Here is a 21,324-nt window from a genome sequence, read left to right on the forward strand (position 1 = left end):
ACAATTTAATACTCAGTTTTGTTGTAGATTATACTCTACTTCGATTGGCTAAGTTAAATCGTTTGGGAATTAAACTCATTAACCCATCTGGAACAAATAAAACTACAACCAGTAGTAAGACTCCAACAATTAATTGCCAGTCTTGAGTTACTCTTTCGGCATAGTTTTGTACTTGACCTAGTAAAATAGCTGCAATTAATGGACCGATTAATGTTCCTCTTCCACCAATTGCTACCCAAATTACTACTTGCGTACCAAAAGCTACGGCTAAATATACTGGGGAAATAAATCTGTTTAGTGGTACGAATAATCCGCCAGCTAATCCTGCAATTCCAGCCGAAAGCGTCCAAATAAATATCTTGAAACTGGCTACATCGTAACCTAGATAGGAAATGCGTTGCTCGTTTTCTTTGATGGAACGTAAGATTAAGCCGAAGTTTGACTGTGTTAGCCACCAACTACCTGCAAGGACAAATGTGGTAAAAGCCAAGATGATATAGTACAAACCTAACAAGGGAATGTCAGTACCAAAAAAACTTAGGCGAGATACATCTGTAATTCCGTTTGTACCACCTGTATAAGCTTGCTGACTGACGAAAAAAGTAGTTAGTGCTGATGCGATCGCTAAAGTAATAATGGTAATATACACGCCGCTAACTTTGGAGCGAAAAATAAACCAGCCGATAATATAGGCAAAAGCAGCAGGAACGGCTATCATTGCGATCGCTGCTATGGGAAAAAACTTCAATGGTGCGATAAACCAAGGTAGTTCTTTTAAGCCATTCCACACCATAAAATCAGGCAATTCCCCGCCGTAGGTATTCGCTGCTGATGATAAATTCAGCTTTAAAAAGTAAGCCATCGCGTATCCACCTAATGTAAAGAAAACGCCATGTGCAAAACTAAGAATACCTGTAAATCCCCAAACTAAGTCTAGAGAAATTGCTAAAACGCCAAATAGCAATAATTTTGCCATCAAAGCAGTTTGAAATTCTCCTAGTACAAAAGGCAAAATTGCTAGTAAGAGCAGGATAATTCCTGTACTTGTTAACAATTTAACTGGTATAGTAGAGCGGCGCACGCCACCTAGTACGTCTGTCATCTTTTCCCTTTCCCTAATTGATTTTTAACTTAGACTTAGGCTCGTTTTTGGACTGTAAACAAGCCTTCAGGACGATAGCGGATTAAGATGATTACAGCAGCTAGGACTAACACCCGCGCTATCGGATCGTTGAGTAAAAATGCGATCGCCGCATTAGATTCTCCGATCAAAAATGCACCTGCTAAAACGCCAATTATCTTATCTACTCCACCTGTGACAACTACCATCCAAGCATCTACCAAATAATCTTGTCCCATTGGCGGCGCGACACTTTTCAATGAGGAAATTACTGCGCCAGCAACACCAGCCAAACCGCAACCATAAGCAAACGTTACCATATCAACAAAGCTAGTATTAATACCCAAACATTTTGACATTTCTCTATTTTGGGTTACGGCTCTAATTTGTCGTCCTAAACTTGTACTGTAAAGTAGATATGCAGTCAAAGCGAGTAGTGCAAGTGCTACTGCAATAATAAATAAGCGATAGTAAGAAATTGTGATACTTGCACCGCTATCAGCACTTGTAAATAAGTTTAAATTTCCTGATATATAACGAGGCGCTCTTACATACTTCAATTGTGCGGTAAAAATCAACTTAACTACACCTTGAAGCACAATACTAAGTCCCCAAGTTGCTAGCAAAGTCTCCAGAGGACGACCGTAAAGCCGCCTGATAATAGTTAGTTCTGTAATTGCGCCAATAATAGCTGTTGCTAAAAAAGCAAAAGGAATTGTTAGCACTAAATCCATTTTAAAATTGGACTGCATCAAATAGGTAGTATACGCACCTAACATGATGAACTCACCATGTGCTAAGTTGATAATTCGCATTACTCCAAAAGTAATCGCCAATCCTAAGCCAGTTAATAACAGAACTCCGACAATGCCAATTCCATTTAACAACTGATTGATAAATGGAACTATATCAAATTCTTTTCCTGCTGCTTGCGCTATAAAGGTTATTAGCAATTTTTTGCCCTATAAATTTCAAAATAACTAAACATCCCTAATTGGTACCAATTAGGGATTGCAGTTTATGTTTTAAACCTTTAAGTATTCAGTTTTCAAATCAGTCTTAGTTTCCTTGATAGAATCGCCAGCACGCTTGTCGGGAACTGAATGAACGCAAACGCGACCCTTATACAGTGCTTGACTCCAAGGAATCGGCTTGACAGCAGCAGGAGTAGCAAAAACAATTTCTGCTTGACCATCTGATTTCCACTTGCCAATTCTTGAGTAGAGGTAAGTGTGATAATTATCATTATCAATCTTTACCGTACCTTGAGGCGCGTTGAAAACTTGACCGCGAGTAGCTTCGCGCAAATTATCTGGGGTAATTTCTTTACCTTCATCTAGCAACTTCTCCATTGCTTGCGCCATAAAGAAAGTCTGCAAGTACGCTGCTTCCATTACGCCGTTAGTTACTCTGTCTTGACCGAACTTTGCCTTAAATTGCTCTACAAAAGCTTTGTTTTCTGGCGTATCTACAGCTTGGAAGTAGTTGAAGCTGCTATAGTGACCTTCGGCATATTCAGGTCCCATTGCTTGGATTTCCTCTTCAGTTGTTGGATAAGCCATGATCGGAATTTGCTCGGCGGTAATGCCTGCATCTTTATACTGTCTGTAGAATGCTGGAATACTATCGCCTACTAAATTGCTAAGGACAAAATCTGGCTTGGCTTGCTTGATTTTATTAATGATGGTGATAAATTCTGTTGTTCCTAAAGCAGCATACTCGTCCCCGACAACTTCACCGCCTGCTTTGACAAGTTCGGCTTTAGCAATGCGGTTGCTTTCTTTGGGGTAGATATAGTCCGAACCGATGAAAAATCCTTTTTTGCCAAAGTTTTTGACAGCGTAGGGAATTGAATCTGTAATTTGCTGGTTCGGTGCAGCACCCGTATAAAAGACATTGGAACTGCATTCATTACCTTCGTAATAAACTGGGTAATAAAGAATAGCATTTTTCTCTTCAAATACAGGTAATACAGATTTGCGACTTGCTGAAGTATAACAACCCAAAACGCAGGAAACTTTATCTTCGTCAATCAAGCGCTTGGACATTTGGTTGTACAAATCCCAGTTAGAGTCGGGGTTTACTACTACTCTTTGGATTTGCCTACCCTTGATTCCCTTACCGCCTTTCCAGGGTCCTGTACCTTCATTAATTTGATCGAGTGCTAAAAATGTCGCATCTTGCAAGGATTTTTCTACAATGGCGATCGTCCCAGTTGTAGAATACATTACTCCGACTTTGATCGCATCAGCCCCAGCCGCAGCGGGACTAGAACCACCGGAACTACCACTATCAGCAGCAGGTTCTCCACCACCCGAACAGGCTGCTAGAACGCCAGTACCAAGCGCTATTGAGCCATATTTAATAAATTTACGGCGATTGATGCCACCAATTACAATTAGGGGTTCGTGCGATGTCATTGACTTAAACTCTCCTTTGTCAGCCTTCCCTGGCTAATAAATAGGTAATATCGCGACTAAAAACAGCCCAATCTACTTGAGATTGCAGGCTTTAGTCAGGTCGGACAGATTCTTCCTAACTGCTTCTAGTAGGGCAGAAATGGTTGCAACTGCCATTGTCTTTACCTACGGTTTACCGAATGTTAGTAAACTCAATTGTTAGGATTACCACAAAAAATTTTATACGTGTTGTAACTTAGGATACATTTTTTAGGCATTACCAAAGGAATATATAGACTAAGGCAATTAGGTCTAGGGTGCGATCGCTCAAAACTCCACTAACCGCGTTCTTGCAAGAGTTTCGCTGCAATTAGATAAAATTTCTTGTCAATTGCTTTGGAACTGGACGATTGTCTTATATTGGTTGTTTAGATCGTCACAGATAATATATATGCGATCGCAGATTCCTTATGTGGCAAGGTTTTTTTCAGATTGGTTTAACTTTACTAATAGTAGTAGCGATCGCCCCAATACTCGGAAGATACATAGCAAGAGTATTTTTAGGACAAAAAACATTACTCGATCCCGTGATGGGGAAAGTCGAGAAGGTAATTTATGCATTAGCTGGAGTACAGCCAAAAGAAGAGATGACGCTTTGGCAATATATCAGAGCAATACTTTACAGCAATCTGGTCATGGGCATTTTTGTCTACCTAATATTCATTTTGCAAGGAGTTTTGCCCTTAAATCCAACTAATTTAAGTGCGCCTAGTTGGGATTTAGCCTTGCACACAACAATTTCCTTTATCACTAATACCAACCAGCAACATTACTCAGGCGAGACTACCTATAGTTATGCAAGTCAAATGCTAGCGCTGGGGTTTTTGATGTTCGTCTCGGCGGCTACGGGGTTAGCTGTAGGTATAGCTTTTATTCGCGGCTTGACAGGTAGAAGGCTAGGAAACTTTTATGTAGATTTGACGCTATCAATTACGCGCATCTTACTACCAATATCGCTAATTAGCGCGCTCGCCCTACTTGTAGCTGGCGTACCAGAAACTTTAAGCCCTCCAGCGACTGTCACCACGTTAGAAGGTGCAACCCAGTATATCGCTAGAGGACCAGTAGCGCATTTTGAAGCCATCAAACAATTAGGAGAAAACGGCGGCGGCTTTTTTGGCATCAACTCCGCCCACCCGTTCGAGAATCCTAACGCCTTTACTAATCTCTTAGAAATTGTCCTCATGGCGTGCATTCCTGCATCGCTGATAATTACCTACGGCATCTTTGCAGACAACAAAAAGCAAGCATGGCTGCTGTTTTGGATGGTATTTATCATTTTTGCAGTATTAGTGGCGATCGCTGCTATCGGTGAATATCAAGGCAACCCGTTAGTTAACACTATAATCGGACAACAACCAAACCTAGAAGGCAAAGAAGTTCGCTTCGGCTGGGCGCAAACAGCATTGTGGGCGGTTTTAACTACTGCAACCATGTGCGGTGCAGTCAATGGAATGCACGATGCCTTGATGCCTACAGGCGGCTTTGCGACTCTATTTAATATGTTCGTGCAGATGGTTTGGGGCGGACAGGGAACGGGTACGGCTTACTTATTTATCTACCTAATTCTCACGGTATTTTTGACAGGTTTAATGGTAGGTAGAACCCCAGAATTTTTGGGACGCAAAATTGAGAAGCGAGAAATTGTCCTAGCTAGTGTAATTTTACTGGTTCACCCCATTGTAGTTTTAATTCCTAGTGCGATCGCTCTAGCTTTTCCTGACACGCTAGCAGGTATCAGCAACCCAGGCTTTCACGGTATTTCCCAAGTAATTTACGAATATACCTCGGCGGCGGCTAACAATGGTTCTGGCTTTGAGGGGTTAAAAGATGCAACACTGTGGTGGAATTTAAGCACCAGTATGAGTATGCTTGCAGGGCGTTACTTGCCAATTATTGCCCTCTTACTACTAGCCGACAGTATGGCAAACAAGCAGCCAGTACCAGAAACGCCTGGAACATTACGCACCGATACATTGCTATTTACAGGAGTTACAGCCGGAACAATCTTAATTTTGGGAGTATTGACATTCTTCCCAGTTCTAGCTTTAGGTCCTATCGCCGAAGCCTTTCAACTAATTCGTAATTCGTAATTCGTAATTCGTAATTGGTGTTTGAAGAATTTTAATAAATTCCTGTATTTACTTTTTTGTTTTGATTCCTCTGTAGTTCTCTTAAACCAATGGATTCTATCAAAGCCCAAAAGCTTTACCAAAACGCTGTTAAGCAAGCTTTTATCAAGCTCAATCCGCGCGTGATGCTGAAAAATCCGGTCATGTTTGTAGTTTATGTAGGAACTATTGTGACTGCATTACTCACAATCGACCCTTATTTATTTGGTCCACACGGCAACAATCTTCGGCTTTTTAATGGCTTAGTTACCTTAATTTTGTTTTTTACTGTTGTATTTGCTAATTTTGCTGAAGCAGTCGCCGCAGGACGCGGGAAAGCTCAAGCAGATGTTTTGCGTTCTATCAAGTCAGATGCGATCGCTCGTAAATTATTACCTGATGGTACAAGCCAAGAAGTATCTTCAACTACTCTGCATCGAGGTGATGTGGTTAAAGTAATCCCCGCCGATGGAGAAGTAATTTCAGGAGTCGCGTCCGTAGATGAATCGGCAATTATAGGCGAATCTACTCCCGTACTCAAACTAGGCTCGGACGACGTAGCAAGCTCTGTTACAGGTGATACGCGAATTGGCTTAGATGAATTAACTATTCAAATTAGTTCCGATCCAGGTAAAGGATTTATCGATCGGATGATTTCTTTATTAGAAGGAGCAAAACGATCTAAAACACCGAATGAAATTGCCCTTACTGTATTACTTGCAGTCTTAACGTTAGTCTTTTTATTTGTCGTAGTAACAATTCCTGCACTTGCAAACTATGTCAATACTCCAGTTAGCGTAACGTTGTTGATTGCCTTATTAGTAGCATTGATGCCCACAACAATCGGTGGCTTACTCAGTGCAATTGGCATAGCTGGGATGGAGCGAGTAGCGCAATTTAACGTAATTGCAACTTCGGGGAGGGCGGTAGAAGCGTGTGGCGATGTTAACACCTTAGTTTTGGGTAAAACAGGTACGATTACGGTAGGCAACCGTTTGGCAGAAGAGTTGATTCCCGTAAACGGTCATGCGCTAGTAGATTTAGCGCAAGTAGCTTTAGCAGCAAGCGTATTCGACAATACGCCGGAGGGTAAATCTATCGTTATGCTAGCAGAAAAGTTAGGAGCATCAGTATCATGCGATCGCAGCCAAGCCGAAGGCATTGAATTTAGCGCCAAAACACGAATTAGCGGCACAAATTTACCAGATGGCGACGAGGCAAGAAAAGGCGCAGTAGATGCAATTAAGGGCTTTGTCCGTTCTCGTAGTACGGGAAATATAGCTAATAGCAATAATACTGAACTTGATGCAGCATACGAACGAATTTCACGGTTAGGGGGTACGCCCTTAGCAGTAGCTCTTAATAACGATATCTACGGCGTAATTTATCTCAAAGACATTATAAAACCAGGAATTCGCGATCGCTTCGATCGGTTGCGGCGCATGGGTGTAAAAACTGTGATGCTTACTGGCGACAATCGCATTACCGCCGAAACAATTGCCCAAGAGGCAGGAATTGACGACTTTATTGCTGAAGCTACGCCAGAAGACAAAATCGCAGTCATTCAACGCGAACAAGCGGAAGGTAAGTTAGTTGCAATGACAGGATACGGTACAAATGATGCTCCAGCATTAGCACAAGCAAATGTCGGCGTAGCTATGAATACAGGTACTCAAGCAGCCAAAGCAGCGGCAAATATGGTCGATTTGGACTCCGATCCTACCAAGCTGATTGACATTGTATCAATAGGCAAGCAGTTACTCATTACTCGCGGCGCACTCACGACATTTTCGATTGCTAACGATATTGCCAAATACTTTGCTATTATTCCCGCCATGTTTGCAGCAGCAGGAATTGGCAGTCTAAATGTGATGGGTTTGGCAAGTGCTAATTCAGCTATTTTGTCAGCACTGATATATAACGCTTTGATTATTCCAGCTTTGATTCCTTTAGCGCTTAAGGGCGTAGAATTTAGACCTTTGACATCCAATCGATTGTTACAGCGCAACATCCTTATTTATGGATTGGGTGGTGTCATAGCTCCATTTATAGCTATTAAAGCGATTGATTCGGTAGTTGCAGCAGTGGGATTAGCTTGAAAACGAGCAGTGGAGAAAAAATGAGCCAAATTAGTAGTGTGGGATCGATCCTTAGGACATTTAGTTTTATCTGGGAGCGGTGGTACAAACAGAAGTTCCCGCTTATTGCTTTTGCCTTGCTGTGTGCGAATTTGCTGTTTGCTCCAGCTATATATGCAGCAGCTAGCGGTACTTTAGAACGCCAAGCAGCTTGGGCAATTGGCATCCTACTTTTACTGACTGTGGTACTTGTGGGCTACTTATTTATTGTCGTTTTTCAACCGGAGCGGTTCTAATGTCTATAGCTAGATATACTACTAGAGCAATTCGCATGACTCTAGTTTGGTAGGTAATATCTGCAATTATTTACCCCATAGCTGCGATCGCCATTGGTTTTACCTTTCCGTTTCCAGCCAATGCCAGTATATTACATCCGCGCAATACTTCCAAAGTCGTCTTAGCACTACAACCTACAGCCAAGAAGATGATGCTAAACCTACACGCATTTCTGGAGCTAGCAACCCCGATTTACTCAAACGCCTCCAAGCAGATATCGGTAAATAAAAACAAGCTGGGATTGGACAACAACTTCGATTGATTTTTATCTACACCTCAGCGTTTTTTTTGCTGCGATCGCCAGTTTTTGCTTTAGACTGAGAACGATGTTGCGGTTTATTGTTGTCGTTGGCATCATTTGCATCATCTGCCCAGCCTGGACCATCAACAACGTCTGAAGCCATCCGTACATTTGTGAGAATTGTAAAATTTTTCATAGTTTTTTACCTACTTTTACCTTTTTATACTGGTTTTTGCACTTGCAAATGAAGTTGAGCAACGATAAACAATTGCATAATTCAATTTAGTTTCTCTTTCGTTAGTTGTAAGTAACTAAATTATTTAATTACGACATACCGCTCGGCTGAGAAATTACTATCTACGCTGCATTTGAATGGTTGAGTTAATTGCCAAGAAATTAGAACTAATAAAATTAAGTTGCAGATAGTTAATACGTTGGCAAAAATGTTCTGATAATTAGTTCGCTCCATAATTTGGTTAATATTGTCTTTGCAGACATTACAGTAGTCGATCGCACTTAACTTAGTTATTAAGTTATATATTCAATAGCTTATTAAAGAAAGTTAGTAGTTAGGTAAACGATAGGTAAAGATCGTATTGATTTTTATGAAGAGAATGTTTTATCTGAATTTGAGAATTAATTGAGCTTGAGCTTACTAAGGTGGTAATAAGAATACAAACGATTAACTGTAAGCTGTTTACTAAAAATTTATAGCATTGCAAAGATTGTAAGAAGACAAAAGCCAAGCCTGCAATTATGACGCTTGCGTTGGGAAAGCTAAACACAGTAGTAATAAGACATTAAATATATGTTCGCTGTGCCAGATAAAATCAGTTATGAAGACTTGATGCAGCTTATAGTTATGCAAGCACCAGACCTAACAGCCGAACAAAAACAGTGGATCGGTAGTGGTTGGGCTGAGGCAAAAAGGCTAAGATACCTCAAACAAGCAAAACTTGACTGTGGATATCACCCTGATGGACGCGATCGCTAGATCTCTGGTATAAGTCTGTTATTTGGTGGGACAAGCAGGACTACAGAGGGATCTAATCATCCCTGTTGTTAGCACGATTTTGTTCTACCTGCTGGATTTCGCGTTCCAAAAAGTAGTTAAGCAAAGTTCTTAATAACACGATCGCCCCCAGGTTTAAAATATCCTGGCGAGTAGGCGCAACCGCCGTCCGTAAAATGTCGCTAGCAACGGTAAATTCTAACCCCAGCGTTAGCACTCGTCCCAATTTTAGGCGGATAGATTCAGTAGCATCAATATGTTGCCTAGAGTAATACAGCAATTGACGCATATAGGCAAAAATACCTCGAAAGACTGCAACTCCAATTACTACAGTGCCAGCAATTTCTGCACCTGCGGCAAGATAATCGACAATAATTTTTAACCACGACTCTAAAGGGGTTTCTGATATTGCTTCGCTGCTAGTTTGTCCCGCACTGAGGCTGAGTAATAAAACTAACCCAAAAATTAAAGATACAGGCAGCACAATACTAACTATAGAATCGCCTGCAGACTCTCGTTTCATGGCACATTTCTCACGTATCAATACATCTTTATCTTGGCGAACATAGAAATTGCATCCTTCTAGTTGGGGAGATAAAATAAGTACGTTCGATACGAGCTAAAAGTTAGCTCTTTTGGTTAGCTAGCAGAAATAGAACACAATATATACTAAAATCTGGCTTTGATAGAGATATTCTGTGCGTTCTACCTCTAAGATTAGGTCTTTTAAGGTCCTAGCTGCCCGACCGCGATTGTTGACATCTATTGGCGTTGCTGGATTAGTATTTATCTTCCTCCCAGATTGGTTGCGCTTGTCAGCCCGTGTTATCGTTGCTTGGGATTGTGGGGCAATTTGTTTTTTAGTTTTGGTAGGATTGCTAATTCATCAAGCTACCCCCCAACGGATGCGTCGTCGAGCGCAAATGGAAGATGAAGGGCGCTGGACAATTTTGGCACTTGTAATTATTGCTGCTTGCATTAGCCTTTTAGCGATTGGATTTATGCTTAAAGACAATAAAGGGCTACCTGCATCAGTATTGACATTGCATTTAGGGCTTGCAGGCTTAACAGTTGTCACATCTTGGTTACTGATGCATACAATATTTGCTTTGCACTACGCACATGGATATTACATGAGCGATCGCCAAGATGCAAATTCCCCGCAAGTTGGAGGCTTGGATTTTCCTCAAGACACTCAGCCGGATTACTGGGACTTTCTATATTTTTCGTTTGTAATTGGGATGACGTGTCAAGTAAGCGACGTGCAGATCGTGTCAAAAGAGATGAGACGATTAGCTTTAGGACATGGAATTATCACTTTCTTTTTCAATACGGTAATTCTAGCACTGAGTATAAATCTGATCGCTGGGCAGGTTTAACAGCGACCAGTTTTACAGTGACCACTAACCAGTTGCGATTAGATAGTAGATGTTTGTAAGAAAACTCAACGCTATTACCTAAATATTTATCATTTGCCGTTCTATTTACTTTGATAGCGTAGAGATTAATAGTCTCATCTATGTAACTAACTATTTATCCTTAGTAAATGCCGTTTTATAGGCTTTTCGCCTCAATATAACGGTAGTATGCTTGCGCGTCAGCTTATGTTAGGCAAGATATTAAATCAGCGTTACCAGATCGGTCAAATTCTAAGTGCAGGCGGGTTTTGTCAAACTTACCTAGCCGAAGATATTATCTTGAGCGATCGCCCTACTTGTATTATCAAACATTTATTACCGACAACTAGCAATTACTCTAAATCGCTACCAAATCTCCAGCATTTATTTACTAGAGAAGTAGAAGCTTTAGAAAAATTGGGCGATTATGACCGCGTTCCTCGTCTTTTGGATCGTTTTGAAGAAGATGGAGAATTTTACTTAGTCCAAGAATTAATTGTAGGGCATTCTCTCAGTATGGAGATTTACCCTGGTTGTCGCTGGATGGAACGCCAAGTTATTCAACTGCTGCAAGAAGTATTAGAAATTTTAGAAGTTATTCACAGTCACGGCTTAATTCATCGCGACCTCAAACCGAGCAATTTAATTAGAAGAGACAGCGACGACCAATTAGTTTTGATTGATTTTGGCGCAGTTAAGCAAGCTTGGACTCAAGTAGTTACAGACAGAGAAAGAACCTATAATGTTTTTGCTACAGGTATAGGTGCAACGATCGCAATTGGTACGCCAGGATATATGCCAGCCGAACAAGAACGGGGAATACCGCGTCCTAGCAGCGATATTTATGCTTTAGGAACAATTGCGCTGTACGCATTAACAGGTTTAAGTCCTACTGATTTACGCGAAGACTCAGACACAGGTGAAATTCTGTGGCAACAACACAGCGTAGTTAGCAATGAACTGGCGATCGTTCTCGATAAAATGGTACGCTATCACTTCAAAGACCGCTATCAATCTGCTAGCGAAGCCTTACAAGCACTTCAGCCACTAATTGCGCGTCACATCTCGCCAATTGAGAAATTGGAACCAGCTATCGCTGTAAGGCACAACAATAAGCTCGTTCAGCCAAAATTAGAGCGCAATACTGCTAAAAATAGCTACGCTCATCGATTTACGTTATCGCTCGGCTTAACAGTAGGAGTAACTTCTGTATTGGCTTTAATAGCTACAACATACTACCTTTTACAAATGCCTGCTGTTAGCTTAAAAGCTGAAAAGTCTTTAGCTTCTGCTGTCGCCATCAAGAAAAATGCTTTAAAAGATGTATCTTTAGTTCGTACTCTTCAAGGTCATGCAGATGTAGTTTGGTCAGTTGCTCCTAGCTTTGATAGTCAAACCATTGTTAGCAGTAGTGGAGACAAAACAATTAAAGTCTGGAACTTGCTTACAGGCGACCTACTGCGTACCATCAGCGGAAATACAGACTATGTTTTAGACGTTGCTCTAGCTGCTGGCGATCGCACTCTTGTCAGCAGCAGCTATGCTACTGATAATGCAATTCATACTTGGAATTTGCCTACTGGCGAACTTCGTTCTAGTGTATTTAAAGATGCAGGTCGTGTCTGGTCAGTAGCGCTTAGTTCTGACAATCAAACACTAGCTAGTAGTAACGAAGATGGCACAATTAAAGTGTGGGATTTACCTACAGGGCAATTGCGTTATAACCTTGTCGGTCATCAAGGCAAAGTTTGGTCGGTAGCTATTAGTCATAACGGTCAAATGCTGGCTAGTACAAGCTCAGATAAAACAATTAAGCTATGGGATTTACGTAGCAGAGAGCTTTTACATACATTTACAGGACATTTGGATAGAGTAAGAACAGTTGCATTTAGCCCAGACGGACAAACTTTAGTTTCTGGTAGTTGGGATAAAACTATTAAAGTGTGGGATTTACCCAATAAAAAACTACTGCATACTCTGACTGGACACTCAGGGTATATTAACTCTGTCGCTGTTAGCCCAGACGGTCAAACAATTGCTAGCGCTAGCGACGATCGCACAATTAAGCTATGGAATAGAGATGGTAGATTGCTACGCACTCTAACAGGGCATTTGGATAATGTAAATTCTGTCAAATTCAACCCTGACGGAACGATGTTAATTAGCGGTAGCGGCGATAAAACGGTCAAAGTTTGGCGCTTAGATTCTTAATAGCAACCGCAATCAACCAGGAATTCATCTGCGTGTATCTGCGTGCATCTGCGTTCGTAGAAGTTTAATGCATTGTGCCTACGATCGCTCTTAAAATAAGAAAAGCTAGATTTCCGCTACTTAACCCCCATGATTGCTCTATCTCCTACTTTGCAAGCAAGACTCTCAACACCACTAAAAATAGGCTCTTTTGAGGTCAAAAGCAGAGTATTACAATCGCCCTTATCTGGCGTAACGGATTTAGTATTTCGTCGCCTAGTGCGTCGCTATGCGCCCGATTCAATGATGTACACCGAAATGGTGAATGCAACGGGCTTGCATTACGTCAAGCAGTTGCCGAAAATTATGGAGATAGAAGCCAACGAACGACCAATTAGCATACAGCTATTTGATTGTCGTCCTGATTTTTTGGCAGAAGCCGCACAAATGGCAGTAAGAGAAGGCGCGGATACTGTAGATATTAATATGGGCTGCCCTGTGAATAAAATTACTAAAAATGGCGGCGGTTCTTCTTTATTGCGTCAGCCTGAAGTAGCAGAAGCAATTGTGCGAGAAGTTGTCAAAGCTGTAGATGTCCCAGTTACAGTCAAAACTCGCATCGGCTGGAATGACAGGGAAATTACAATTATAGACTTTGCCAAACGCATGGAAGATGCGGGGGCGCAAATGATTACCGTTCACGGACGTACCCGCGCCCAAGGGTACAATGGTGCAGCGAAATGGGAATGGATTGCCAAGGTGAAAGAAGTGCTAACGATTCCTGTAATTGGAAATGGTGACATTTTCTCAGTGGAAGCAGCGGTAAAGTGTTTGGAAGTGACTGCCGCAGATGGGGTAATGTGTTCGCGGGGAACTTTGGGTTATCCATTTTTGGTAGGGGAAGTTGACCATTTTCTCAAAACTGGACAATTATTAGCTCCACCTACACCCGTACAGCGTTTAGAATGCGCTAGAGAACACTTACAGGCTTTATGGGAATATAAAGGCGATCGCGGTGTTCGTCAAGCCCGCAAGCACATGACTTGGTACGCTAAAGGTTTTAGCGGTGCGGCGGAGTTGCGCGGACAATTAAGCACAATTGAGACAGTCAACCAGGGATTAGAAATAATTGATAAAGCGATCGCCCAAATAGCTGATAGTGTCTTAATTGAGGAGGATAATCTAGCTTTTGTTTAACGAATTACCTGCAAGGTTTTCAAGCTGCTATCGGCGCATCCGCTAATAAAGCCGCCTAAGCTTAGACAGTGACCAGTTACCAGTTACCAGTGACCAGTTATAACTACTAATGTTTTAAGGCTAGAATCAGCACACCCGCTAATATACCCACCCAAGTTTTGTATTTTTTGCAGTTCAGCAATTGCTTCAACGGTAACAACTTCCCCAGGCATTAAAATTGGGATTCCTGGAGGGTAAGGACAAACTAATTCTCCGCAAATGCGATCGCACGTTTGTTCTATTGGTAAAGTTTCTGTAGGTGCATAGAACGCTTGGCGCGGCGTAATTGCTAATGGTGCAATGTTGTTGTAGGTGCGGCTTGTCACTATCTGTTTATCTTGTTTATATTCTGTCGCCAGAGTTGTAAATGCTTGCACCAACTTCTCTATATCTGCTTCTGTATTACCCAAACTGAGAATAAATGTCAGGTTTTGCAGAGATGGTAGTTCGGCTATGACATCAAGTTCGACTAAAATCTCATCAGCAGCAAAGCCAGTTAATCCCAAACCAGAAACATTAACAGTTAGCCGCGTTTTGTCTAAATCGACAAATTCAGGTATAGGATTATTCAGTTCTAAAACAGACAAGCCTGAAATTTGACTAATTTTACTTCTAGCTATTTCAGCTAGCTGCAAAGTGCGGGACATGAGATGTTTTCCCTGTGTAGCCATTTGCTGACGTGCTGCATCTAAAGAAGCTAAAAGTAGGTAGCTAGGACTGGTAGATTGAACTAGCTGCAACGATTTACTTAGCCTATCGATATCAATCCTGCTACTAGGATGAACGTGCAGCATCGAAGCTTGCGTCAATGCTCCTAATGTTTTGTGAATTGATTGTACGGTCAAGTCTGCGCCTGCTGTTAAAGCAGATTTGGGTAAATGGGGGTGAAAGGCAAAATGAGCGCCATGTGCTTCGTCTACTAATAGTGGAATATTATATTTGTGGGTAAGATTGGCAACTGCTTCTACATCTCCACAAACGCCGTTATAAGTTGGATAAACTATCATCACAGCTTTTGCGTCGGAATGTTGCTTTAAGGCAGCTTCTACGCCCTCTAGAGTCATGCTGTGAGTAATATCTAAGAGGGGGTCGTATTGGGGATTAACAAATATTGGCGTAGCTCCAGAAAGAATTAAGCCAGCGATCGCCGATTGATGCACGTTACGCGGCAAAATAATCTTATCGCCAGCAGTGCAAGTAGCCAAAATTGCCGCTGTAATTCCGCAAGTAGAACCATTAACTAGAAACCAAGTAGAAGACGCTCCAAATGCATCTGCTGCTAGTTCTTGCGCTGCTTGAATGACACCTTGCGGCGCAAATAAATTATCTAACTCTGGTAGTTCTGGTAAATCAGCTTGAAAGACTTTCGTACCAAAACACTGTGCTAATTTTGCTGATATTCCTCGCCCTCTTTTATGTCCTGGAGTATAAAAAGGAGCATGGCTGCTACTGATATATGCTTTAAGAGCATCAAGGAGCGGTGTTTTCGCTTGGTCTAACACGATGTAATTATTTTGAAGGATGTTTATTTATCAGTTGCTATTTAACCTTAATAGTGGAATTATTTAAGTAAGCTGATCGTGATCTATCCAAATCCCGGACCACTTCCCGAACCAAATCCCCAGCCACCAGTACCCGAACCCATACCGGGACCAGCACCCGAACCCGTACCTACTCCTGCACCTCAACCAGTACCAGGACCAGTACCCGAACCAGTACCAGCACCAATACCTCAGCCCGTACCAGCACCAATACCTCAACCTATCCCTGGACCTGTTTAACAGTGACCAGTGACCAGTGACCAGTGACCAGTGACCAGTTAATTCTTTGTTACTGCTTATATGGTCACTGAAAACCTAGGAAAAGTTGGAATTACAAATTGCTCTATTACTTTTGATATCCTAAGCTCAGGAGATATATTTGTGAACTTGTGTTATGCTCAGAGCCGGAATTGTCGGACTTCCTAATGTCGGAAAATCAACTTTATTTAACGCTTTGGTGGCTAATGCCAAAGCTGAAGCTGCCAATTTCCCTTTCTGTACGATTGAACCAAATGTTGGTGTTGTATCTGTACCAGACGAGCGATTGCAGGTTTTAGCTGATATTTCTAATTCAGCGCAAATTGTTCCTACTCGGATTGAATTTGTCGATATTGCAGGCTTGGTTAAAGGTGCAAGTCAAGGTGAAGGACTAGGCAATCAATTTTTGTCTCATATCCGCGAAGTAGATGCGATCGTTCATGTGGTACGTTGTTTTGAGAATGACGATATTATCCACGTAGCAGGTTCGGTAGACCCAGCAAGAGATATTGAAATCATCAATTTGGAGTTAGCTTTAGCTGATTTAGGTCAAATTGAACGCAAAATAGACCGCACTCGCAAGCAAGCACGCGCTAGCAAAGAAGCACAAGCTGAATTAACTGTCTTAGAGAAATTAAGCGCAGCTTTGAACGAAGGGAAACCAGTGCGTCAAGTAAGTTTATCTGAGGAAGAATCGGAGGTAATTCAAGGATTAGGTTTACTAACTGATAAGCCAGTAATTTACGCAGCTAATGTATCTGAGGAAGAATTAGCAACTGGTAATCAATGGGTAGAACAAGTAAGAGCAATTGCGGCTGTTGAAAAGGCTCAAGTTGTGGTAGTTTCTGCTCAAGTAGAAGCAGAATTAGTTGAATTACCAGATGAAGATAGAGCCGATTTTCTTGCATCTTTAGGTGTAGAAGAAGGCGGATTGAAGTCTTTAATTCGTGCTACTTACGAGCTTTTAGGTTTACGGACATATTTTACAGCAGGACCAAAAGAAACTCGCGCGTGGACTATCAACGCAGGAATGCTAGCGCCGCAAGCAGCAGGAGTAATTCACTCAGATTTTGAGCGGGGTTTTATTCGTGCTGAAACTGTGGCTTATAAAGATTTGGTAGCAAATAAATCGATGAGTGCAGCCAAAGAAAAAGGCTTGGTTCGCAGCGAAGGTAAAGAGTACGTAGTCCAGGAAGGTGATGTATTGCTATTTAGATTTAACGTGTAGTAAAGAACTTATAGCATCTTAATAGTCCTAAACACGTACACAATCTACACGAACTAGCGCCACTGGCGTTAGTTTATGCTTGCTGAAAGCTTAATAAAATCTAAATTTAACGGCTACTACCTCTCTAGAAATACTTTGGCTTCCTACTAAAGTTATATTCTTATCCTGAGCGGGTGTAATCGATCCCTATGCAATTAGCCCAATTAGAGGCTGGCAATCAGTAAACATCTTGCATAAGTTTATAATTCGACGGACAAGGAAGACAAGGAGGAGTTCGGAAGAAGATAGGATTGTTAATTTTATTGAGTCTTGCCTACTTTTGCAAAAAGTCTAATTAAACCAGAAGCGCTTTTTCCCAATTCCAGCATTAGCTGCAATAATGCCAACAAGCTAAAAACAGTTTCACCTGCGGATTCAAAAAGCAATACAGCTTACAAAACTTAATTGCACTCCAGCTAAAAATTTCATCTTGCAGTCTCTAACGTATGCTCATGTCTCGCCCAGTTCAAACGCTACTGCTGATTGAATCCTTCTTGCCCGATCGCGAACTGTATAAATGCTATCTGCTGTCTGATTCAACTTATAATTACCAATTATTGGAAGCAGATTCAGTCTTAACAGGGCTAGAACTGTGTCGGACACAAAAAATTGATGCCATTTTGATCGATTATTTGCTGCCTGATGCTGATGGCTTACAGTTCTTAGAATTGCTCCACGCGCAGAGTAATATCGAGCGTCCGCCTGTAGTAATGGTGACAGGACAAGGCAACGAAGCGATCGCAGTTCGAGCAATTAAGCTAGGTGCAGAAGATTATTTAGTCAAACAGCGTCTTACCCCAGAAATATTGCAGTTTACGATGCGAAGCGCAATTGAGAACGCGCGACTGCGACTGCAACTGAGGCAAAGTGACGATCGCTTTCGGGTGTCGCTGGAGAATATGCTGGACTCCTTTGGCATTTACTCAGCGATGCGCGATGAATCGGGGCAAATTGTCGACTTTCGTTTTGATTACCTCAATGCCGCAGCCTTAGAAAGCAATCAGATGACACAGGCTGACTTAGGTAAAACACTATGTCAAGTCTTGCCAGCACACCGAGAGACAGGCTTATTTCAGGAATACTGCCGCGTCGTAGAAACTGGAGAACCCTTAATTAAGGAAGACCTAATTTATAGCGATGTCTTTGGCACTGAGCGTCTTACCAGAGCTTACGACTTACGTGTTGCTAAGTTGGGAGATGGAATTGTCGCATCTTGGCGAGATGTCACAGCACGCAAACAAGCTGAAATCGCGCTTCACCAAGCAAATAAGCGGATTGTCAAGATATGGGAAAGCATGACCGATGCCTATATCATGCTCGATCGCGAGTGGCGAATTGTCTACGCCAATCCAGTTGCCACCCAAGTAATTCGCCAATTGACACATCAGGAAGCAGCAGAATTTTTGGGCAAAACCCACTGGGAAGTTTTTCCTTGGTCGGTTGGTCAAATCGTCGAACAAAACTATCGCAGGGCAATGGCACAGCAGGTTGCAATCCACTTTGAACTATTGTACGAGCCAAGCGAAGATTGGTTTGAAATTCATGCCTATCCTGCCTCCGAAGGCTTAGGAATCTACTTTCGTGACATTAGCGATCGCAAACGGGACGAACAACGCTTGCGCGAATCTCAAGAGCAGTTGCAATTAGGAATTCAAGTAGCAGGTGTTGCCCTAGCAAGATTTGATTACGCCTCAAATACCGTTGCGCTTTCGCCTGAAGCTGCTGCTTTATACGGGATTTCCTCAGATGCAACAATCGTTACGCGCGATCGCCTCCATGCCACATTTCACCCTGACGAGCGGACAATGCTAGCGCAAATCATCGAGCAGGTCATCGATCCCGCAGGTTCGGGGTGGTTTACCCTCGACCACCGCGTAGTTTGGCAAAATGGCGAAGTGCGGTGGTTGAGCGTGCAAAAAAAAGTATTTTTCGATTCCAGCAACAGCCCGCGCCCAGACTATGCGATTTTAGCAGCGATCGATATTACCGATCGCAAACATTATGAAGCAACAATTCAGCAACAATTAGCGCAAATAGAAGCGATTTATACCAGTGCGCCGATTGGCTTGTGCTTTTTAGACCGAGAACTAAGATTCGTACAACTAAACGAGCGCCTAGCACAAATTAATGGCTTGTCTGTGTCCGAACATTTGGGCAGAACCGTACAAGAAGTTTTACCGGAACTTGCAGCAGTTCAAGCACAGATCTTCGAGCAAGTGTTGCAAACAGGCATCCCCGTTTTGGATGTTGAAGTTCAGGGGACAACTCCAGCGCAACCAGATATAGAGCGCTACTGGCTAGTCAACTATTACCCGTTGATTGCAGTAGACGCACAGATCCTCGGCATCAATATTATGGTGCAGGAAATTACCGAGCGCAAACGAGATGAAATTGAGCGCAATCGGTTGTTAGCAGCAGCAGAAGCCGCACGCGCGGAAGCAGAAGAGGCAAACCGCAGTAAAGATGATTTTGTTGCCGTCATCGCCCACGAACTGCGATCGCCCCTTAACTCAATCGCAGGCTGGGCAAAACTGCTGCAAACCCGCAAGTTTGACGAAGCAACGCAGGCAAAAGCACTCGATACGATTTGGCGCAATACCCAAACGCAGGTGCAACTAATTGAAGACTTGCTCGACATTTCGCGGATGGTAAGAGGTAGCTTGCATCTGACGCTAGCGCCAGTGAATTTAGCAACGGTAATTGAATCGGCGATTGACATAGTGCTACCTCAAGCACAAGCCAAACATATTGAGCTAAATTCCCAGATCGTAGGACAACCTCTAGTTTCCGGTGACTTAAACCGTCTCCAGCAAATTGTTGTGAATCTTCTGACTAATGCAATTAAGTTCACACCACAGCAGGGGCGAGTTGAGATCGAGCTAAAACAAGTAGACGAGCAAGTGCAACTGCGTGTCAGCGATACTGGAAAAGGCATTGCACCTGAGTTCTTGCCTCAGATATTCGAGCGATTCAGCCAAGGGCAGAAAAATACAAACTCGAAAGATGGGTTGGGATTGGGGCTTGCGATCGTCAAACACTTGGTCGAACTCCACCAAGGGACGATCGCCCCAGAAAGTGCAGGCATCGGGCAAGGAGCAACTTTTACGGTGCGATTGCCGCTATTAAGTGCGCCTGCGATGCCACAAAAGCCAAACCTCCCAGGCAAGCTTGACAAAATTCGCGTGCTTGCGGTTGATGACGAACCTGATATGCTCGATCTAATTACCTTTGTGTTGCAGGAAGCAGGAGCAGAAGTGCAAGCGGTAACTACAATTGCTGCGGCGCTGGAAAGCTTGAGCCAGTTCAAACCAGACATTTTAATTTCTGACATTGCCATGCCAGACGGCAATGGTTATGAGTTGGTGCAGCAGATGAAATCGCAGCTTGAGGGCAATATTCCCGCGATCGCGCTTACTGCCTATGCTAGTGCAACTTATGAAGAGCGATCGCGCCAAGCTGGATTTGACCGTCACCTCAGCAAACCCGTCGAGCCAGAAGTATTGGTGTCCGCGATTATTAACCTCTTGCACGAAAAGAGCAATTCCTCATGCTAATTGTTGCCTTGGCGATCGTTTCAGTTATTGCTGTCTTATTGCTGGTAGCGTTGCTATTAGTAGTGAGGCAAAGTAAGCTGAAATTCCAGCAGATGGATAAAGAGCAAGCTGCTACTACGATCGCTCTGCAACAGAGCCATTCCCGATTCCAGCAACTCGCCGCCAATATTCCAGGGGCAATCGATCGGGATGTCATGCACGCCGACGGCAGCGATACATCGATCTATACTAGCGATCGCTTTTGGGAAGAGCAGACGCGGATGGCAACTGAAGCCGCCGATTTAGGGATGTGGTTCTGGAATATCCCCCAAAATGAATTGGTGTGGACAGATCGCTGTAAAGCATTATTTGGGATTGCGCCAACAGAGCAAATGACCTACGAAAAATTTCTCAATGCCGAGCCTATCCCACTAATATAAAAATCTGAGCTAGAATCAACGTAAAGGAGAAATAGACAGAACAAAGAAGAAGGAAAATGGCAGGTAGGTTTGAGGGGTTGAGCGACTTGGAATGGAAGTTATTTG

General features: G+C 42.6%; 18 protein-coding genes. 12 read left to right on the forward strand and 6 right to left on the reverse strand.

From position 1 onward, the window contains the following. Nucleotides 1-28: 28 nt before the first annotated feature. The 3 genes from urtC to UH38_RS06225 all read right to left on the reverse strand — a co-directional run bounded on the left by urtC (nt 29) and on the right by UH38_RS06225 (nt 3,540). A complete protein-coding gene (urtC, locus tag UH38_RS06215; protein WP_045053761.1) occupies nt 29-1,102 on the reverse strand; it encodes an urea ABC transporter permease subunit UrtC in 1,074 nt (357 codons plus the stop codon). A gap of 35 nt (nt 1,103-1,137) precedes the next feature. Further along, nucleotides 1,138-2,073: an urea ABC transporter permease subunit UrtB gene (gene urtB / locus UH38_RS06220; protein WP_045053762.1), complete on the reverse strand. Its 936-nt coding sequence runs from the start codon at nt 2,071-2,073 to the stop codon at nt 1,138-1,140. Between the two features lie 72 nt (nt 2,074-2,145). Next, the gene (locus UH38_RS06225; RefSeq protein WP_045053763.1) at nt 2,146-3,540 is read right to left on the reverse strand and encodes an ABC transporter substrate-binding protein; all 1,395 of its coding nucleotides are present in this window, start codon (nt 3,538-3,540) and stop codon (nt 2,146-2,148) included. Between the two features lie 449 nt (nt 3,541-3,989). On the opposite strand from UH38_RS06225, the gene kdpA reads away from it, so the two are divergent. The 4 genes from kdpA to UH38_RS06245 all read left to right on the forward strand — a co-directional run bounded on the left by kdpA (nt 3,990) and on the right by UH38_RS06245 (nt 8,332). Beyond that, nucleotides 3,990-5,672 (forward strand): potassium-transporting ATPase subunit KdpA, encoded by a 1,683-nt coding sequence (gene kdpA / locus UH38_RS06230; protein WP_045053764.1) that lies wholly within the window; start codon nt 3,990-3,992, stop codon nt 5,670-5,672. 89 nt (nt 5,673-5,761) lie between these two features. Continuing rightward, nucleotides 5,762-7,789 carry a potassium-transporting ATPase subunit KdpB gene (gene kdpB, locus UH38_RS06235; protein WP_045053765.1) on the forward strand — a complete coding sequence of 676 codons (2,028 nt, stop codon included), beginning with the start codon at nt 5,762-5,764 and terminating at the stop codon, nt 7,787-7,789. Between the two features lie 20 nt (nt 7,790-7,809). Then, on the forward strand, nt 7,810-8,064 hold the full coding sequence (locus tag UH38_RS06240; RefSeq protein ID WP_045053766.1) for a potassium-transporting ATPase subunit F: 255 nt from the start codon (nt 7,810-7,812) through the stop codon (nt 8,062-8,064). A 46-nt stretch (nt 8,065-8,110) separates the two neighbouring features. Beyond that, on the forward strand, nt 8,111-8,332 hold the full coding sequence (locus tag UH38_RS06245; protein WP_052672274.1) for a potassium-transporting ATPase subunit C: 222 nt from the start codon (nt 8,111-8,113) through the stop codon (nt 8,330-8,332). A 41-nt stretch (nt 8,333-8,373) separates the two neighbouring features. Here UH38_RS06245 and UH38_RS26660 read toward each other — a convergent pair whose 3' ends face one another. Then, complete coding sequence (locus tag UH38_RS26660; protein WP_160295931.1) at nt 8,374-8,541, reverse strand: hypothetical protein; 168 nt, start codon at nt 8,539-8,541, stop codon at nt 8,374-8,376. 612 nt (nt 8,542-9,153) lie between these two features. Here UH38_RS26660 and UH38_RS06250 point away from each other — a divergent pair. Beyond that, on the forward strand, nt 9,154-9,339 hold the full coding sequence (locus UH38_RS06250; RefSeq protein ID WP_045053767.1) for a hypothetical protein: 186 nt from the start codon (nt 9,154-9,156) through the stop codon (nt 9,337-9,339). A 52-nt stretch (nt 9,340-9,391) separates the two neighbouring features. Here UH38_RS06250 and UH38_RS06255 read toward each other — a convergent pair whose 3' ends face one another. Continuing rightward, a complete protein-coding gene (locus UH38_RS06255) occupies nt 9,392-9,880 on the reverse strand; it encodes a DUF1622 domain-containing protein (protein WP_045053768.1) in 489 nt (162 codons plus the stop codon). A 229-nt stretch (nt 9,881-10,109) separates the two neighbouring features. Between UH38_RS06255 and UH38_RS06260 the strand changes: the two genes are divergently transcribed. From UH38_RS06260 to dusB, 3 genes are all read left to right on the forward strand, one after another. Then, a complete protein-coding gene (locus UH38_RS06260) occupies nt 10,110-10,736 on the forward strand; it encodes a DUF1345 domain-containing protein (protein ID WP_052672275.1) in 627 nt (208 codons plus the stop codon). 225 nt (nt 10,737-10,961) lie between these two features. Beyond that, complete coding sequence (locus UH38_RS06265) at nt 10,962-12,965, forward strand: serine/threonine-protein kinase (protein WP_045053802.1); 2,004 nt, start codon at nt 10,962-10,964, stop codon at nt 12,963-12,965. A 129-nt stretch (nt 12,966-13,094) separates the two neighbouring features. Then, entirely contained in the window at nt 13,095-14,141 is a 1,047-nt protein-coding gene (gene dusB / locus UH38_RS06270) for a tRNA dihydrouridine synthase DusB (RefSeq protein ID WP_045053770.1), read from the forward strand. 83 nt (nt 14,142-14,224) lie between these two features. Here dusB and UH38_RS06275 read toward each other — a convergent pair whose 3' ends face one another. Continuing rightward, nucleotides 14,225-15,682 carry an aminotransferase class I/II-fold pyridoxal phosphate-dependent enzyme gene (locus UH38_RS06275; RefSeq protein WP_045053771.1) on the reverse strand — a complete coding sequence of 486 codons (1,458 nt, stop codon included), beginning with the start codon at nt 15,680-15,682 and terminating at the stop codon, nt 14,225-14,227. A gap of 78 nt (nt 15,683-15,760) precedes the next feature. Between UH38_RS06275 and UH38_RS06280 the strand changes: the two genes are divergently transcribed. The 4 genes from UH38_RS06280 to UH38_RS06295 all read left to right on the forward strand — a co-directional run bounded on the left by UH38_RS06280 (nt 15,761) and on the right by UH38_RS06295 (nt 21,219). Then, a complete protein-coding gene (locus UH38_RS06280; RefSeq protein ID WP_045053772.1) occupies nt 15,761-15,961 on the forward strand; it encodes a hypothetical protein in 201 nt (66 codons plus the stop codon). Between the two features lie 154 nt (nt 15,962-16,115). After that, complete coding sequence (gene ychF, locus UH38_RS06285) at nt 16,116-17,207, forward strand: redox-regulated ATPase YchF (protein ID WP_045053773.1); 1,092 nt, start codon at nt 16,116-16,118, stop codon at nt 17,205-17,207. Between the two features lie 491 nt (nt 17,208-17,698). After that, nucleotides 17,699-20,800 (forward strand): hybrid sensor histidine kinase/response regulator, encoded by a 3,102-nt coding sequence (locus UH38_RS24695; protein ID WP_052672276.1) that lies wholly within the window; start codon nt 17,699-17,701, stop codon nt 20,798-20,800. Beyond that, entirely contained in the window at nt 20,794-21,219 is a 426-nt protein-coding gene (locus UH38_RS06295; RefSeq protein WP_045053774.1) for a hypothetical protein, read from the forward strand. Before UH38_RS24695 ends, UH38_RS06295 begins: the two co-directional genes overlap by 7 nt. The last annotated feature ends 105 nt before the right edge of the window (nt 21,220-21,324 follow it).

It is taken from the genome of Aliterella atlantica CENA595 (assembly GCF_000952155.1).
Lineage (GTDB): Bacteria > Cyanobacteriota > Cyanobacteriia > Cyanobacteriales > Chroococcidiopsidaceae > Aliterella > Aliterella atlantica.